Origin of the sequence: Nocardia altamirensis NBRC 108246, assembly GCF_001612685.1 — a bacterium.
GTDB lineage: Bacteria > Actinomycetota > Actinomycetes > Mycobacteriales > Mycobacteriaceae > Nocardia > Nocardia altamirensis.
The window spans coordinates 15736-32884 of the sequence record NZ_BDAY01000111.1; the positions used below are offsets into that span (position 1 = coordinate 15736).

Annotated in this window: 16 protein-coding genes; 12 read left to right on the forward strand and 4 right to left on the reverse strand. The window is 66.8% G+C overall.

What is annotated here, in order from left to right; all coding sequences use genetic code 11:
• Positions 1–51: 51 nt before the first annotated feature.
• Positions 52–834: a crotonase/enoyl-CoA hydratase family protein gene (locus NA11_RS40165; protein WP_069167347.1), complete on the reverse strand. Its 783-nt coding sequence runs from the start codon at positions 832–834 to the stop codon at positions 52–54.
• A gap of 61 nt (positions 835–895) precedes the next feature.
• Here NA11_RS40165 and NA11_RS40170 point away from each other — a divergent pair, with 61 nt between their 5' ends.
• The gene (locus NA11_RS40170; protein WP_069167348.1) at positions 896–2548 is read left to right on the forward strand and encodes an acyl-CoA synthetase; all 1653 of its coding nucleotides are present in this window, start codon (positions 896–898) and stop codon (positions 2546–2548) included.
• 59 nt (positions 2549–2607) lie between these two features.
• Here NA11_RS40170 and NA11_RS40175 read toward each other — a convergent pair whose 3' ends face one another.
• On the reverse strand, positions 2608–3795 hold the full coding sequence (locus NA11_RS40175; protein ID WP_069167349.1) for an FAD-dependent monooxygenase: 1188 nt from the start codon (positions 3793–3795) through the stop codon (positions 2608–2610).
• Between the two features lie 101 nt (positions 3796–3896).
• Between NA11_RS40175 and NA11_RS40180 the strand changes: the two genes are divergently transcribed.
• Positions 3897–4484, forward strand: a complete 588-nt coding sequence (locus NA11_RS40180; RefSeq protein ID WP_069167350.1) for a TetR/AcrR family transcriptional regulator — start codon at positions 3897–3899, stop codon at positions 4482–4484.
• A gap of 76 nt (positions 4485–4560) precedes the next feature.
• On the opposite strand, the gene NA11_RS40185 is transcribed toward NA11_RS40180, so the two are convergent.
• Together NA11_RS40185 and NA11_RS40190 are read right to left on the reverse strand one after the other, a co-directional pair.
• Positions 4561–5661 (reverse strand): acyl-CoA dehydrogenase family protein, encoded by a 1101-nt coding sequence (locus NA11_RS40185; protein WP_069167351.1) that lies wholly within the window; start codon positions 5659–5661, stop codon positions 4561–4563.
• Between the two features lie 19 nt (positions 5662–5680).
• Complete coding sequence (locus tag NA11_RS40190) at positions 5681–6874, reverse strand: acyl-CoA dehydrogenase family protein (RefSeq protein WP_069167352.1); 1194 nt, start codon at positions 6872–6874, stop codon at positions 5681–5683.
• A gap of 156 nt (positions 6875–7030) precedes the next feature.
• Here NA11_RS40190 and NA11_RS40195 point away from each other — a divergent pair, with 156 nt between their 5' ends.
• From NA11_RS40195 to NA11_RS40240, 10 genes are all read left to right on the forward strand, one after another.
• Positions 7031–7219, forward strand: a complete 189-nt coding sequence (locus NA11_RS40195; RefSeq protein WP_069167353.1) for a ferredoxin — start codon at positions 7031–7033, stop codon at positions 7217–7219.
• A gap of 84 nt (positions 7220–7303) precedes the next feature.
• Positions 7304–8209, forward strand: a complete 906-nt coding sequence (locus NA11_RS40200; protein ID WP_069167354.1) for a 3-oxoacyl-ACP reductase — start codon at positions 7304–7306, stop codon at positions 8207–8209.
• A 347-nt stretch (positions 8210–8556) separates the two neighbouring features.
• Positions 8557–9321, forward strand: coding sequence for an MlaE family ABC transporter permease (locus NA11_RS40205; RefSeq protein ID WP_069167355.1), 765 nt, complete (start codon positions 8557–8559; stop codon positions 9319–9321).
• Between the two features lie 4 nt (positions 9322–9325).
• On the forward strand, positions 9326–10177 hold the full coding sequence (locus NA11_RS40210) for an MlaE family ABC transporter permease (RefSeq protein WP_069167356.1): 852 nt from the start codon (positions 9326–9328) through the stop codon (positions 10175–10177).
• 5 nt (positions 10178–10182) lie between these two features.
• A complete protein-coding gene (locus NA11_RS40215; protein ID WP_069167357.1) occupies positions 10183–11379 on the forward strand; it encodes an MCE family protein in 1197 nt (398 codons plus the stop codon).
• On the forward strand, positions 11376–12401 hold the full coding sequence (locus NA11_RS40220) for an MCE family protein (protein WP_084655501.1): 1026 nt from the start codon (positions 11376–11378) through the stop codon (positions 12399–12401). Before NA11_RS40215 ends, NA11_RS40220 begins: the two co-directional genes overlap by 4 nt.
• Positions 12398–13465 carry an MCE family protein gene (locus NA11_RS40225; RefSeq protein WP_069167358.1) on the forward strand — a complete coding sequence of 356 codons (1068 nt, stop codon included), beginning with the start codon at positions 12398–12400 and terminating at the stop codon, positions 13463–13465. Before NA11_RS40220 ends, NA11_RS40225 begins: the two co-directional genes overlap by 4 nt.
• Positions 13462–14730: an MCE family protein gene (locus NA11_RS40230; protein WP_069167359.1), complete on the forward strand. Its 1269-nt coding sequence runs from the start codon at positions 13462–13464 to the stop codon at positions 14728–14730. The genes NA11_RS40225 and NA11_RS40230 overlap by 4 nt, the downstream gene beginning before the upstream one ends.
• Positions 14727–15956, forward strand: a complete 1230-nt coding sequence (locus NA11_RS40235; protein WP_069167360.1) for an MCE family protein — start codon at positions 14727–14729, stop codon at positions 15954–15956. Before NA11_RS40230 ends, NA11_RS40235 begins: the two co-directional genes overlap by 4 nt.
• Positions 15953–17149 (forward strand): MCE family protein (locus NA11_RS40240; RefSeq protein WP_069167361.1); only part of this gene is annotated, 1197 nt, incomplete at its 3' end. The genes NA11_RS40235 and NA11_RS40240, both read left to right, overlap by 4 nt.

The following is a 17149-nucleotide window of genomic DNA, read 5'->3' on the forward strand; positions in this document are numbered from 1 at the left end:
AGGGGTCGCCCCCGGTGCCGAAAGGTGCCGGGGGCGTTCAGCTTTCCGGGGTCAGCTGCCGGTGAAGGTCGGCTTCCGCTTCTCCGCGAAGGCCTTCGGGCCCTCCTTGGCGTCGGTGGAACGGAACACCGCCATGCCGAGCTTCGCGTCGATCTGGAACGCCTCTTCCTCGTGCATGCCCTCGGTGTCCCTGATGGTCCGCAGGATGGCCTGGACCGCGAGCGGGCCGTTGGCGGCGATCTGCGCGGCCAGTTCCAGTGCCTTGTCGAGGGCGCTGCCGTCCGGCACCACGTGCCCGATCAGCCCGATCTCTTTGGCCTCGGCGGCGGTGACGTGCCTGCCGGTCAGCAGGATGTCCGCGGCAACGGTGTAGGGAATCTGCCGCACCAGGCGCACCGCGGACCCGCCGAGTGGGAACAGGCCCCAGCGTGCTTCGGAGACACCGAATTTCGCGCTTTCGCCGGCCACCCGGATGTCGGTGCCCTGCAGGATCTCGGTGCCGCCCGCGATGGCGGGTCCCTCGACCGCGGCGATCAACGGTTTGGTCAGCCTGCGGCCCTTGAGCAATGCCTCGATCTTGGACAGGTCCCAGCCGCCGCCCGCGAACGAGTCGCCGGGATGCTGTGCGGTCATCGCCTTCAGGTCGGCGCCCGCGCAGAACGCGCCGCCCGCGCCGGTCAGGATCGCCACCCGGATGTCCGGATCGCTGTCCACCTGATCCCAGGCATCGCGCATGATCGCCATCATTTCCGCCGAGAGCGCGTTGCGCGCCTCCGGTCGATTCATCGTGACGATCAGGACCTGGTCGCGTTTCTCGACGAGGCAGTGTGGCATTGACGAATCTCCTGACTGTTCGACCCTTGCCAGGAACAGTAACACGTTCTATTTTTAGCCTGTGAGCTACAACATAGCGGACCTTGTCGAACACGCCATCGACCTGATGCCCGACCGCGTCGCGCTCGTGGGCGACGGTCGTGAGGTGACCTACGCCCAGCTGGAGGAGCGCGCCAATAAATTGGCTCACTACCTGCTCGAACACGGCGTGCAGCCGGGCGACAAGGTCGGCATCTACTCGCGCAACACCGTCGAGGCGGTCGAGGCGATGGTCGCGGTGTTCAAGGCCAGGGCCGTGATGATCAACGTGAACTTCCGGTACGTCGAGAACGAGTTGCAATATATTTTCGAAAATTCGGACATGGTCGCGTTGATCCACGAGCGCCGCTACAGCGAAAGGGTGGCCGCTGTTCGGCCGAAAACCCCGCAGCTGAAGACGGTGATCGTTGTCGATGACGATACGACCGGCACCATCGCCACCGCAGCGGATTCTGTCGAATACGAGGCGGCGCTTGCGGCCTCGGCCGGCGAACGCGACTTCGGCGAGCGCTCGCCCGACGACGTCTTCATGCTCTACACCGGCGGCACCACCGGCCTGCCGAAGGGCGTGATGTGGCGGCAGGAGGACTGGTGGCGGGTGCTCGGTGGCGGCATCAACTTCATCACCGGGGAACCCATCGACGACGAATGGACCCAGTCCAAGACCGGTCACGGCAGCGGAGCGCAGATGGTGCGGTTCCCGATCCCGCCGATGATCCACGGTGGCTCGCAGACCGCGGTGTTCCACAGCCTGTTCGACGGCGGAAAGGCCGTGATGGTGCCCGAGTTCAGCGGGCACGGTGTGTGGCAGGCGATCGACCGCCACAAGATCAACCTCATCTTCATCACCGGCGACGCGATGGCGCGGCCGATGCTGGACGCGCTGATCGAAGGCAACCCGGAAACCAATGCGCCCTATGACCTTTCGAGCCTCTACGTAATGGCCAGCAGTGCCGCGCTGTTCTCGCCTGCCCTCAAGGACCAGTTCGTCGAGCTGCTGCCGAACCGGCTGATCTCCGACTCCATCGGCTCCTCGGAGACCGGCTTCGGCGGCCTGTCGATCGTCGCCAAGGGCGTCAACCACACCGGCGGGCCGCGCGTGAAGATCGACGCCTCCACCTCGGTGCTCGACGAGGCGGGCAACCCGGTGCAGCCCGGCTCCGGCGTGGTCGGCCTCCTCGCCCGCAGCGGGCACATTCCGCTCGGCTACTACAAGGACGAGGCGAAGACCGCGGCAACCTTCAAGGAGTTCAACGGGATTCGCTACGCCATCCCCGGGGACTTCGCCAGGGTCGAGGAGGACGGCGCCGTCACCATGCTCGGCCGCGGTTCGGTCAGCATCAACAGCGGTGGCGAGAAGATCTACCCGGAGGAGGTCGAAGGCGCGCTCAAGACCCACCCGGAGATCTTCGACGCGCTTGTGGTCGGTGTCGAGGACGAGCGCTGGGGTCAGCGGGTGGTCGCCGTGGTGCAGTGCCGCGGGGGAAATCGGCCGACGCTGGCGGAATTGCGCCCGATTCTCATCAAAGAGATTGCCCCGTACAAGCTTCCGCGCAGCCTGTGGTTCGTGGACGAGATCAAGCGTTCCCCTGCGGGTAAGCCCGACTACCGTTGGGCCAAGGCGCACACCGACTCCTGTGCCGCCGACGAGCATGCCGAAGCGAGCAGTAAGTAGGAACCGGTCGTACCGAAGGGCCGTCACGGATTCCGTGGCGGCCCTTGCCTGTGCCTTGGTCAGCGATTGCCCAGCTCGGCGAGCCGGTAGGTGAGCGACCTGCGGACGGCGGGGACGCGGGTGAGTGTCGCGATGACGAGGTTGCGCAGCGACCGGGCGGGGCGCGAGGTCAGCGTGGCCATGCGGGTCATGCGGTCGGTGAAGGCGACGACATCGAGCGCTATCGGGCGGCGGATGGTTTCGTAGCTGTCCAGCAGGGATTCCGGCTCGCCTGCCACGACCATGGCGAGCAGGGGGCCGAGGGTTGCGGCGTCTTGGATGCCGGTGTTCATGCCCTGGCCGCCCGCGGGGCTGTGCACGTGTGCCGCGTCGCCTGCGAGCAGGACGCGGCCCGCGCGGTAGCGGTCGGCGACGCGATGATGCACCCGGAAGCGTGAACTCCACAGCACTGCACTGACTTCGACGTCGCCACCGGGCCCGCGGGCGTCGAGAATGGTTTGGATGTCGGCGCGGGTGGGGTGCTCCGGTGCCGTGTCGACGGTGGCGACCACGCGGTACCGGTTCGGTTCGGCGGGGTCGGGCAGCGGTGCGATCACGGTGATGCCCTCCGGCGACAGATACAGCGAGACTTCCTCGCGCGGGATTGGCCAGTTCATCCTGACGTCGGCGAGCACGAACGACGCGGGATAGGCCGCGCCGGTGAATCCGATGCCCGCCTGCTCGCGCACCACGCTGTGCATGCCGTCGGTGCCGATCACGTAGTCGGCGCGGAGGGTGCCTGCGTCGCCCGCGGCATCGGTGTATTCGACTGTCACGCCGTCGTTTTCCTCGACAACGCGCGTCACCAGGTAAGGCCGGTGCACGTCGCCGCCCGCCTTGCGCAGCGCGGCGAGCAGCACCGCCTCGGTGGTGTCCTGCGGGACCATCAGGGTGTAGGGGTACCGCGTCGGGAGGCCGTCGAACCGGAGCGTGGCCAGGGTGCGGCCGCCGTCGTGCAGCGTGAAGGTCGGCACCACAAGGCCTTCGGCGATGAGCTCCTCGGCGATGCCGAGCTCGTGCAGCACCTCCAGCGTCCTGGCGTGCACGACCGCGGCGCGAGAGGTGTTGGCGCCCTCGGCAAGTCGATCGAGCAGGACGAAGTCGACGTCTGCCGCGGCCAGGGTGACGGCCGCGGTCAGCCCGGCGGGCCCCGCGCCGACGATGACGACGGAGGTGGTCTCTGGCAGCGGGTTCGGGGTGGTGTTCATCAGAACTCCTGAAGTCAACATCTGTGGGCCAACGCTTGTTGGCATAACGGTAGCCCGCCCGGCGTGGCTAAGTCAACGGTTGTTGGCCTACACTTGTTGGCATGACGATCGAGCCTGATCAGCCGCCTGCCCGGCGCTCCGACGCCACCCGTGCGGCCATCCTGGAGGCAGCGCGCGCCCGCTTCGCCGCCGAGGGATTCCGCAAGGCGACCATCCGTGCCATCGCCACCGACGCCGCGATCGACCCGTCGATGGTCATGCGCTACTTCGGCAGCAAGGACGGCCTGTTCGCCGCCGCCGTCGACATCGATCTGGCGCTGCCCGACCTGGCCGCCGCCGATCCCGATCAGCTCGGCGAGCTACTCGTCCGCCGCTTCCTCGCGCTGTGGGAGGAGCCGCCGGGCAACGAGGTGCTGCGCACGCTGCTGCGCTCCGCGGTGACCGACGACGCCGTCACCGAACGCTTCCGCACCGTCTTCGCCGAGCAGGTGCTCCCCGCCGTCCTTCGCTTCGGTGACGCCGCCGACGCCCCGCGCCGCGGCGGCCTGGTGGTCACCCAGCTCCTCGGAATTGCGCTGTGCCGCTACATTCTTCGGATCCCGCCGGTGGTCGGCCTGACCCGCGAGGCGTTGATCGCCGATGTGGCGCCGACGATCCAGCGCTATTTGGTATCGGCGCCCACTCAATAGCGGCGAGATGCGTTGGTGCACACACAGATTCGGCCCGCCGAGTTTCCTCGACGGGCCGAAGGGGAGTGCGTGACGGTCAGGCCGGAGCGGCCAGCAGAGCGCCGAGGGCGCGCAGGTGGTCTGTTCCGCCGCCGAGGGCGAACTCGTGGTGTTTGGCGGCGGTGAAGTAGTTGTGCACGATGTGGTCGCGGTCGATGCCGACGCCGCCGTGCACGTGCACGACGGTGTGCGCCACCCGGTGGCCCGCGTCGGCGGCCCAGAACTTGGCGGTGTGTACGGCTTCGGCGCTCGGCAGGTCCTCGGACAGCAGCCAGGCCGCCTGCGTGACCGCCAGACGCAGGCCCTGAACGTCGATGTAGGCATCGGCGAGGCGCTGGGCAACGGCCTGGAAGCTGCCGACCGCCTTGCCGAATTGTTCCCGCTCGCGCGTGTATTCGGCGACCAGCTCGAGCGCGCGCTCGATGGTTCCGAGTTGGGCGGCGCTCAGGCCGAGCCAGGCGCGGGTGAGCACCCAGTCGAGGATCTCGGCGCCACGCTCGACGGTGCCGACCAATTCGGCGGGGGTGTCGGCGAGATCGACGGCGTACTCGGGGGTTCGGTCGACCACCTGCTGCGCGGTGACGGTCACAACGGAGGGATCGACCAGGAACACGGCGACCGCGCCGAACACGGTGGCGGGAACCAGGATTCGGTCTGCCCGATTGGCGAACGGCACCGTGGTCTTGGCGCCGGTGAGCCGCCAGCCGTTGTCCGTCTCGATGGCGGTGGTGATCGGCTTCGTCGGCTCCCAGTTGTGTTCCTCCGCCAGCGCGGCCGTCAGAATGATGCGCCCCGCACCCGCCTGCGTTGCCCGATCCTGTTGCGCCGCATCGCCGAATCGAGCCAGCGCGCCTGCGCCGAGCGCGATCGACCACAGGTAGGGCACCGCGGCGACGTATTTACCGAGTTCGCGCAGCACGGCGGTCTGCTCGAGCACGCCCAAGTCACTGCCGCCCACCGCCTCCGGCAACGCCGCCGCGAGCACACCGGTCTCGGCGAGCGAGTGCCACAGCGTCTCGTCGAATCGTTCGTCGGCGGTGTCGAGTTCGCGCAGGCGGTCGGCGGTGACCAGCTTGGCGCACACCTCGCCGGTCAGCCTGGCCAGATCGAGCTGCGCCTCGGTGGGAGTGAAATCCATGTCAGCTACCTGCTTTCCGTCAGCGTGCCGAGGCGGGCTGCTTGAGGGCGGTCATCGCGATGATGTCGCGCTGCACCTCGTTGGTGCCGCCGCCGAAGGTGAGAATCAGTGCGGCGCGGTGCATCCGCTCCAGCCTGCCGCGCAGTTCGGCGCCGGGGGAGTCCTGCCGAACGTAGGCCTGCGGGCCGAGCACCTCCATCAGCAACCGGTACGCCTCGGTGGCCAGCTCGGTGCCGTACACCTTGCAGGTCGAGGCGTCCCAGGGCCGAGGCGCCGCCGAGCCGCCCGCGTCGGCGCGGCTGGCGATCTCCCAGTTCAGCAGCTTCAGGTACTCGACCTTGGCGTGCACCCGAGCGAGATTGAGCCGCACCCATTCCTGGTCGATCACCCGCGAGCCGTCGCCCGCCTTGGTGTCGCGTGCCCATTCGACGGTCTGGCTCAGCGCGAGGCTGAGCGGTCCGGCCGAGGTCAGCGCGACGCGTTCGTGGTTGAGCTGGTTGGTGATCAGCGCCCAGCCGCCGTTCTCCTGGCCGACGAGCGCGCTCGCAGGCACCCGGACGTCCTGGTAGTAGGTCGCGCTGGTGTCCGGCCCCGACATGGTGTGCACGGGTGTCCAGGAGAAGCCCTCCGCCGTGGTCGGCACGATCAGCATGCTGATGCCCTTGTGCTTCTTGGCATTCGGATCGGTGCGCACCGCGAGCCACACGTAGTCCGCGTAGGCGATCAGGCTTGTCCACATCTTCTGGCCGTTGATCACGTAGTCGTCGCCGTCGCGCACCGCGGTGGTGCGCAGGCTGGCCAGGTCGGTGCCCGCGCTCGGCTCGGAGTAGCCGATGGAGAAGTGCAGTTCGCCCGCCGCGATCTTCGGCAGGAAGAAGCGCTTCTGCTCTTCGCTGCCGTAGTGCATGATCGTCGGCGCGACCGAGTTGATGGTCAGGAACGGCACCGGCGCCCCGGCGATCGCGGCCTCGTCGGTGAAGATCAGCTGATCCATCACCGTACGGTCCTGCCCGCCGTACTCCTTCGGCCAGGCCAGCGTGAGCCAGCCGTCGCGGCCCATATCCTGCGCGACCTCGCGGTAGACGTTGCCCTCGCCGTACTCGCCCGTCTGCGCGCTGAGCGCGGCTCTACGCTCGGGAGTGATGAGTCGCGCGAAGTAGTCGCGCAGCTCAGCGCGTAGCTCCTCCTGCTGCGGCGTGTACGCAATGCGCATGGCAAATACCTCATGCCTTCGTCGATGTGGGTTCAACCGATCATTGCATATCGACTGAAACATGTTCCAGTATTGAGGCCGAATCCGGTCGATGACGCCCCGCGCGGAGTCGTCGGGTTGTTAGGCTTCGGCTAGGAACGCGGTAAAGGAGTTCTCATGAAGGTCAGCGTCGATCTGGACCAGTGTGAAGCGAACGGAATCTGTGTCGGAATCGCCCCCGACGTGTTCGAACTCGATGACGAGGACCAGCTGCACATCCTCGAGGCCGATGTGCCCGACGACCGTCTCGCCGATGTCGAGGACGCCGTCGCGCAGTGCCCGAAAGCGGCGCTGCGACTCCAGTGACGCCGGGCCTTGCCATAGAATGGAACACGTTCTAGGGTCGGCTCCGTGGGTGAGCGAAGCGAACGAACCAGCGACACAGCGGCCGTGAGTGACGATGAGGTGAGTCTCGCGGGCCGGGTGGCGATTGTGACAGGCGCGGGCGCTGGGCTTGGACGGGCAGAGGCGCTCGCACTGGCCGGGGCCGGGGCGTCGGTCGTGGTCAACGACCTGGCGGAATCGGACGCCGTCGCCGCCACCATGGCCGATATCCGTGCACTCGGCGCCAAGGCCGAGTTCGTCGCGGGCAGCATCGCCGAACGCGCGACCGCGGACGCGCTGATGCGCACCGCCGACGAGGCCTTCGGCAGCGTCGACATCGTGGTGAACAACGCGGGGATCACCAGGGACCGGATGCTGTTCAACATGTCCGACGAGGACTTCGACGCGGTGCTCGCGGTGCACCTGCGCGGCCATTTCCTGTTGTCCCGCAACGCCGCAACCTATTGGCGCGGCAAGTCCAAGGAGGCGGGCGCCCCGGTATACGGCAGGCTGATCAATACCTCCTCCGAGGCGGGCCTGCTCGGTCCGGAGGGGCAGGCCAACTACGGCGCCGCCAAGGCGGGTATCACCGCGCTGACGCTGTCGGCGGCGCGAGCGCTGTCCCGATACGGCGTGCGCGCCAACGCGATCGCGCCCCGCGCGCGGACCGCGATGACGGAGGCCGTGTTCAGCGCGGCACCCGAGGGGCAGGTCGACCCGCTCTCGCCCGATCATGTCGCCCGGCTCGTCGCGTATCTCGCTTCGCCCGCCGCCGACGCGGTCAGCGGGCAGCTGTTCGTGGTCTACGGGGGCATGGTGGCGTTGATGGCCGCGCCCGTGGTCGAGCAGCGCTTCGACGCCGCCGATGGCCAGTGGTCGGCCGGTGATCTCGCTGCCACGCTCGGCGGCTACTTCGCCGAACGCCCTGCCGGGCAGACGTTCTCGGCGTCGTCGCTGTTGGATCTCGGCTGACCGCAGGCGCGTGCTTGTCCCACTGGGTGGGTGAAACAAGCGCACTGAGGGTCGATATCTGCAAGGCTCACCGTCAGGGAATCGCTGATCAACTGTCCAACTGTTGATCAAGGGTCCAGTAGTTGGTAGACATTGGAGGTCGAGATGTGTGCCGCCTCACAAAGGTGGGATCATAGTCTCTGACACTTGTTCCAATTTATATGCCGATGCAGAGAAAAAGTGCAGTTCAAAAGTGGCAAACATCTTCCGGCGACGCAATGAACGTGTTCTAATTGTTGAGGCGGTGCGGCCTCGGTGAAGAATCGTGCCGTGCGAACGTACGCGGGTTTGAGCAAGGAGGTTCATCGATGAACGAGGTCCTTGCCGTGCCATTGCGTGCGGTAGGCGGGTTCTTCGAACTGACCGCGGAAGTCGCACGTTCGAGCGTGCGCAGGCCTTTTCAATGGCGCGAGTTCATCGATCAGTCCTGGTTCATCGCGCGCGTCTCGATCGTGCCGACACTGTTGGTCGCGATTCCATTCACCGTTTTGGTGAGCTTCACCCTCAACATCTTGTTGCGGGAGATCGGCGCGGCCGACCTCAGCGGGGCAGGCGCGGCATTCGGCGCGGTCACCCAGGTCGGTCCGATCGTCACCGTGCTCATCGTCGCGGGCGCAGGCGCCACCGCCATCTGCGCTGACCTGGGCGCACGCACCATTCGCGAGGAAATCGACGCGATGCGGGTGCTCGGCATCAACCCGGTGCAACGGCTGGTGGTGCCGCGCGTGCTCGCCTCGACGTTCGTCGCGCTGATGCTCAACAGCCTGGTGTGCACGATCGGTATCGTCGGCGGATTTCTGTTCTCGGTGTTTCTGCAGGACGTGAATCCCGGCGCCTTCGTCAACGGCATCACGCTGTTGACGCATTTGCCCGAATTGGTCATCTCGGAGGTGAAGGCCGGATTGTTCGGCATGATCGCCGGACTGGTGGCCTGTTATCTGGGGCTGAATGTCAAAGGCGGTCCGAAGAGTGTCGGCGATGCGGTGAATCAGACCGTCGTCTTCGCCTTTATGGCGCTGTTCGTGGTGAACGTGGTGGTCACCGCGGTCGGCATCAAGTTCACGGCGCGGTGAACCCATGGCCTTCGTGATCGAATCCCGCTTTCCGCGTACCGTGCGACGAGTGCGTCGGATGTCGGACTCGCTCGATTCGGTAGGTAAACATGCTGTGTTCTACGCACAGGCGCTGGGGGCAATTCCGCGTGCGCTGACCCACTATCGCACCGAGACTATTCGGCTGATCGCCGAAATCAGCATGGGCAGTGGCGCTTTGGCGGTGATCGGCGGCACCGTGGTGATCGTCGGATTTCTCACCCTGTTCGCGGGCGGCACCATCGCCGTGCAGGGCTACAGCTCGCTCGGCAATATCGGCGTCGAGGCGCTCACCGGATTCTTCGCCGCCTTCATCAACGTCCGCATCGCCGCGCCGGTGATCTCCGGTATCGGCCTGGCCGCCACCATCGGGGCGGGCTCGACCGCGCAGCTCGGCGCCATGCGGGTGGCCGAGGAGATCGACGCGCTGGAATCGATGGCGATCCGACCGGTGCCCTACCTGGTCGGCACCAGGGTGCTCGCCGGGATGATCGCGATCGTGCCGCTCTACGCGCTCGCGGTGATCGCCTCGTTCCTCGCGAGCCGGTTCGCGACGGTCGTCATCTACGGACAGTCGGCGGGCGTATACGACCACTACTTCTCCACCTTCCTCATCCCGAGCGACATCCTGTGGTCGTTCGCGCAGGCGATCTTCATGGCGCTCGCGGTGATGCTGATCCACACCTACTACGGCTTCAATGCCGCGGGCGGCCCGGTCGGGGTCGGCGTCGCGGTCGGCAACGCGGTGCGCGCCTCGCTGGTCGCGGTGGTCACGGTGACCCTGCTGATCTCCCTGGCCATCTACGGCACCTCCGGCAACTTCCATCTCTCCGGGTAAGCGATATGGCGGATTCGAAGCAATTGCGCAATGCCGTCGGCCTCAAACTGGCCGGCGCCGGAATGGTGCTCGCACTGGTGGCTGTCATCGCCATCGCCCTTGTCATGTTCGTCGGCGGGTTCACGCCGACGGCGACCGTCACGGTCGACGCGCCGCGCAGCGGTCTCGTCCTCGATCCGGACGCCAAGGTGAAAGTGCGCGGTGTCGAGATCGGGCGGGTCGTCTCGGTCAGCCAGCACGCCGACGGCGCCAGCCTGAAATTGGCGCTGAATCCCGATCAGCTGAAACTGATTCCGGCCAACGCGGGCGTAGATATTCGCTCCACCACCGTCTTCGGCGCGAAGTACGTGAATTTCACGGTGCCGCCGCAGCCTTCGGCGACGTCGCTGCAGCCGGGCGCGCGGGTGACGGCGCAGCACGTCACCGTCGAGTTCAACACGCTGTTCCAGCATCTGTCCGATGTGTTGGCCAAGGTCGAGCCGGAGAAGCTGAACGCGACCCTGTCGGCGCTCGGCACCGCGCTGCAGGGACGCGGCGAGAAGCTGGGCGACCTGCTCGCCCGCAGCGACGCCTACCTGCGCGACATCAACCCGTATCTGCCGACGCTGCAACAGGATCTGGTGCGCACCGGCCAGGTCACCGACCTGTACGCCGACACGGCCCCCGACCTGCTCCGCACGGTCGACAACCTCACCGTCACCAGCGACACGCTCGCCGCCGAACAGCAGAGCCTGGACAACGTGCTCGCCAACGTGATCGGGCTGGCCGACACCACCGGCTCGGTGCTGCGGGAGAACACGGACAACCTCAGCACGGCGTTGGATCTGCTGCGGCCGACGACCGGCCTGCTGTTCGAATACGCGCCTGCGCTCAGCTGTTTGATCAACGGGCTCGGCCCGATGATGCCGCTGGCCGAGGACGTGTTCGGCGGCATGCTGCCCGGCATCGGCATGAACACCAACTTCATGTTCGGCGCCAAGCCCTACACCTATCCGGACGATCTGCCGAAGGTGAACGCGACCGGCGGCCCGCACTGCGCGGGCGTGGTGGATCGGGTGCCGGACAGTCACTCCAATTACGTTGTCACCGATACGAATCAGGGAGCCCCGTACGTGCCGAACACGGGTTTCGTCAAGCCCAACGAGGCGCCGAAGGTGTTCCAGCTGCTGTTCGCCGGCCTGCCGGGGGTGGCCAACCTGTGAAGAACACCGCGACGACCATCAAACTGGCCATCTTCACGCTGGTGATGGCACTGGTCTTCGCCGGGCTGACCGTCGTGTTCAGCCAGATGCGATTCGCCAAGGAGAACGGCTATCACGCCGTGTTCACCAGCTCGTCCGGGATGCTGCCCGGCTCGAAGGTGCGCATCGCCGGGGTGCCAGTGGGTTCGGTGTCCTCGGTGGAGGTCGGCAAGGACCATCTCGCGCATGTCGAGTTCGACGTCGACCACAAGTACCGATTGCTCGCTAGCACCCGCGCCACCATCAGGTACGAAAACCTGGTCGGGGACCGGTATCTGGAGCTGTTGGAGGGGCCTGGCTCGATGGACGTGCTGCCCGAGGGCGGCACCATCGGCAAGGACAAGACCGCGCCTGCACTCGACCTGGACATGCTGCTCGGCGGCTTCCGGCCGCTGCTGCGCGGCCTGGATCCGGCGCAGGTGAACGACCTGACCAGCGCGCTGCTGCAGATCTTCCAGGGCCAGGGCGGCACGCTGGTTTCGCTGCTCAACAGTGGCGGCTCCTTCGCGAAGACGCTGGCCGACCGGGACGAGTTGATCGGCACCGTGATCAACAACCTGAACACGGTGTTGCAGACCATCGATCAGCGCGGCGACCAGTTCGCCACCACGCTCGACGAATTGCAGCGTCTGGTCAGCGGTTTGGCCGCGGATCGGGATCCGATCGGCGACGCGCTGCCGCGCATCGCGGGCGCCACCCGTGACCTGACCGATCTGCTCGCCCAGGCGCGGCCGGATCTGCGCTCGACCATCGAGCAGACGGGGCGGCTGTCCACCAACATCGACAACGGCTCCGGCACCTTGCAGTGGGTGCTCGACCGGTTGCCGGAGACCTACAAGAAGTTGATTCGGATCGGCGCCTACGGCTCGTTCCTGCAGCTCTACGTCTGCGGCACGAATATGCTCGTCGACGGCCCGAACGGGCAACCTCTGCAAGTGAACCTGCCCGGTAAGCAGACGACCGGAAGGTGTGCGCCCGAATGAACCAGGAGCGCTCGCGCGTCGTCACCATCGGCATCGTCGGCCTCGTGCTCGCGGTGTGTGTGGCATTGTCGGCGTTGCAGTTCGACCGGCTGCCGTTCATTCGCGGCGGCGCGACCTACACGGCGTACTTCGCCGACGCGGGCGGGCTGGTGCCCGGCGACCCGGTCCAGGTGGCCGGTGTGCGCACGGGCCGGGTGGACGACGTCGAGCTGGACGGCGCCAAGGTGCTCGTCCGGTTCACGCTCGAAGAGTCGATCGTGTTGGGCCAGAAGACCTCCGCCGCGATCAAGACCAATACCGTGCTCGGCCGCAAGTCGCTCGAGGTGACGCCGACCGGCTCCGGTGCGCTGCGCCGTGACGACACGATTCCGTTGGACCGCACCACGTCTCCGTATTCGCTCAACGACGCGCTCGGCGATCTCGGACGCACGGTGCAGGGACTGGACATGGCGCAGGTGGACAAGACGCTCGACACGTTGTCGGCGACCTTCGCCGACACCCCTGCCCCGCTGCGCGCGGCGCTGGACGGCGTAACCGCCTTGTCGCGCAGCATCAATGCCCGCGATCAAGCGTTATCCGACCTGTTGCAGCGCGCACAGAGCGTCACCAAGATCCTGGCCGACCGGAGCAACCAGATCAACGCGCTGCTTCTGGACGGCAACGACCTGCTCGGCGAACTCGATCGGCGTCGCAGTGCGATCGGGCAGCTGATCGTCTACGTGAACGAGGTGGCCAAGCAGTTGTCCGGCCTGGTCGCCGACAACGAGCCGCTGCTGAAACCCGCACTGGACAAGCTGAATTCGGTGCTTGCCCTGCTGCAGCGCAACCGGCAGAACCTGAACGACGCGCTCGACAACCTCGGCCCCTACGCCGCGGCGCTCGGCGAACAGGTCGGCAACGGGCCGTGGTTCAACGCCTACGTGGTGAACGCGACAAGTACCCAGTTGCAGCTGCTGGTCGACGCACTGGTGTGGCCGGAGCATCTGCCCGACACCCTGCGCAACATCTTCACCAAACCGGCGCCGCCGTCGATCGGGCCCTCGATCCAGGAGCCACCGCGATGACCGTGCTGGGAAGAGTTCGGCAGCTACCGCGGTGGGCGGTGCTGATTGCGGGGGGATTGGTCGCCGCGCTGGTGCTTTTCGGCGCGTACGCCGGTGTCAGCCGGATCGGCAAGACCGCGATCACGGCGTACTTTCCGTCGACCTCCGGCCTCTACCAGGGTGACGAGGTTCGGGTGCTCGGCGTGAAGGTCGGCCGCATCGACTCGATCGAGCCGGGTAAGGATCGGGTGCGGGTCGAGATGACCGTCGATCGCGGCATCGATCTGCCCGCCGACGCACGCGCGGTGATCATTTCGCCGTCGCTGGTGTCGGCCAGGTTCATCCAGCTGGCGCCCGCATACACCGGCGGTCCGAAAATGCGTGACGGCGCGGAGATTCCGCTCGAGCACACGGCGGTCCCCGTGGAGTGGGACGACATCAAGGCCGAACTGTCCAAGCTGGCAACAACTCTGGGCCCGGTCGGGGACGACACGCAGGGCTCCTTCGGCCGCTTCGTCAACACCGCCGCCGACAACATGGACGGCAACGGGCAAAAACTGCGCGACACCCTGCGCGAACTGTCCGCCACCTTGAACACGCTCTCGGACGGCCGGACCGACCTTTTCGGCACCGTGCGGAACCTGCAGAAGTTCGTCGAGGTGCTCTCGGCGAGCAACGAGCAGATCGTGCAGTTCGGCGGCAGGCTCGCCTCGGTGTCCTCGGTGCTGGCCGGCACCTCCGCCGAACTCGGTGCGGGACTGGACAATCTGGATACCGCGCTCGGCGATGTGAAGCGCTTCCTCGACGGCAGCGGTGCCGAGCTCACCGAAGGCGTGCAGCGGCTCGCCGACGTCACGCAGATCCTGGTGGACAAGCGGCCCGAGCTGGAGCGGGTGCTGCACTCGGGTCCGACGGCGCTGGTGAACTTCTATCAGATCTACAAACCGGCCCAGGGCACGCTTTCCGGCTCGGTCGCGCTCAGCAACACGGCGGATCCGCTCGGCTTCCTCTGCGGGTCGGTGCGGGCATTGGAGACCAATGATTCCGATCGCTCGGCCGATCTGTGCGCGCAGTACCTGGCGCCGGTGATCAGCTCGCTTGCCATGAATTACGCGCCGCTCATGCTGAATCCGGCGACCGGGGTGCACGCGTTCCCGAGCCAGATCGAGTACAGCCCGCCGAGCCTGGCCGGGCGGGCGCCGCAACCGGGCCCGGCACCGGGACCCGCGCCGGTGGTGATACCGGACGGCATTGCCGGACTGGCTATTCCGGGAGGAGGCCGATGAGGCGACCGCGCCGGATGGCCACGCTCGTCATGGGACTCGCGCTCGCGCTCGGTGTTTCGGGTTGTGAGTGGGACGGATTGAACTCGCTGCCGATGCCAGGCACCGAGGGCACCATGGACGGCGCGTATCAGGTGCGCATCCAAATGCCGAATGTCACAACGCTGACCAGGAATTCGCCGGTGCGCGTCGACGACGTCACGGTGGGCACGGTGTCGAACATCGAGGTGGAAGGCTGGCACGCGCTCGTCACGGTCACGCTGAATCCCACCGTGCAGCTGCCTGCGAACGCCGTCGCCAAGATCGGGCAGACCAGCTTGCTCGGCAGCAACCACGTCGAGCTGGCCGCGCCGACCGATGCCACGCCGCAGGGGCAGCTGAAGGCGGGCGACACCATTCCGCTGGCGCGGGCAGGCGCGTTCCCGACCACCGAGCAGGTCCTCTCTTCGCTGTCGGTGGTGCTCAACGGCGGCGGTATCTCGCAGCTGGAAACGATTACCCGCGAACTGAACTCGGCGCTGGTCGGGCGCGAGAACGACATTCGCGACCTGTTGCCGCAACTCAACGAGCTCACCGTCAACCTGGACAAGCAGCGCAACGACATCATCGCGGCGATGAGCGGGCTCGATCGGCTCGGCGGTCAACTCGCCCAGCAGCGTGACGTGGTCGCCAAGGCGATCGAGCGGATCCATCCCGCGCTCACCGTGCTCGCCGATCGCACCAAGAACATCACCGCGGCGCTCACCGCGCTCGGCGACCTCAGCGATGTCACCGATCGGCTCATCGCGTCCAGCGGCGAGAACCTGAAGGCGAACCTGCGCAGTCTCGCGCCGGTGCTGCAGACGCTCGCCGACACCGGCGTGAATCTGATCGAGGCGATGAAGATCATCCCGACCTTCCCGTTCCCGATGAAGAACCTGGACAAGGCGATCAAGGGCGACTACTTGAACCTGTTCATCACCGTCGACCTCACCGGCAAGCGGTTGGACAACAACTGGTTGATCGGCACCCCGCTCGGTGGGCGGTTCGGCGGCGTCGAGGGCGTGGTCGGCAGCTTCGCGCCCGATACCGCGACGCAGGGCGGCAATCCGGCGACCGGTCCGCTGCAACCCGAGGGGGCACAGCCGACACCGACCATTCCCGGTCTGCCGCCCATTCCCGGGTTGCCCGCCATTCCCGGGTTGACGGTGCCGGGAAACACTGCGCCACAAGGGGGTCCCGGCCGATGACGCTCACCCGATTCGTCCGCGCCCAGCTGACGATCTTCGCCATCCTCACGGTCATCGGACTCGCGGTGATGGGCGGGGTGTATGTGAAGGTGCCCGCGATGTTCGGCATCGGGCGCTACGACGTCACGGTGCAGCTGGAGGCGACCGGCGGGCTCTACCCGACCGCCAACGTCGCCTATCGCGGCACGAATGTCGGTACGGTGCGCGAAGTTCGGCTCACTCCCGGTGGCGTCGAGGCGCAGTTGTCCATCGACAGCGACTACAAGGTGCCCAAGGATGTCACCGCCTGGGTGCGCAGCGTTTCCGCGGTCGGCGAGCAGTACGTCGACCTGATTCCGGCCGACCGGCCCGCGGGCGGCAACCTCGCCGACGGCGCGGTGATTCCGGTGCAGCGCACCAAGTTGCCGCAGGATGTCGGCTCGCTGCTCGATCAGTCGGATCGGCTGCTGTCCAGCGTCGCCGACACCAGGCTGCGGCAGGTGATCGACGAGGCGTTCCGTGCGTTCAACGGGGCTGGTCCGGACCTGCAGCGGTTCATCGACTCGGCGTCGCTGCTGGTCCAGGAGGCGCAGCAGAGCGCGGAGCCGACGAAGAAGCTGCTCGATCAGATCGGGCCGTTGCTGGACACCCAGATTCAGTCCGACGCGGCCATCCGGTCGTGGACCAGCGATCTCGCGACGGTGACCGATCAGCTGCGGGCGCACGATCCGTCGCTGCGGAATGTGTTGCGCGACGCGCCTGCTGCCATGCAGCGGGTCAACTCGCAGTTCGAATCCCTGCGCCCGACGTTGCCGCTGCTCTTGAACAACCTGGTGAGTGTCGGACAGGTCGGCGTCACGTATCACGCTGGGCTGGAACAACTTCTGGTGGTGTTCCCGCCGTTGATCGCGGCGCTGAAGACGATCATCCGCGGTCCGCGTGAATACGGCGCGATGGTCGACTTCATGGTCGTCGTCAACGATCCGCCCGCGTGCACCACCGGATTCCTGCCCGCGAACGAACGGCGCTCGCCGAGCGAATTGGATTCCGTCCCTTCGCCGCCGGGGCTGTACTGCAAGGTGCCGCAGGATTCGCCGATCGCGGTGCGCGGCATCCGCAATACGCCGTGCGCGGAGTTCCCCGGCGTGCGGGCGCCGACGCCAGAGCTGTGCCGCTCCGGCTTCGTTCCGGAGGGCAACAACCCGCCGTTCGGG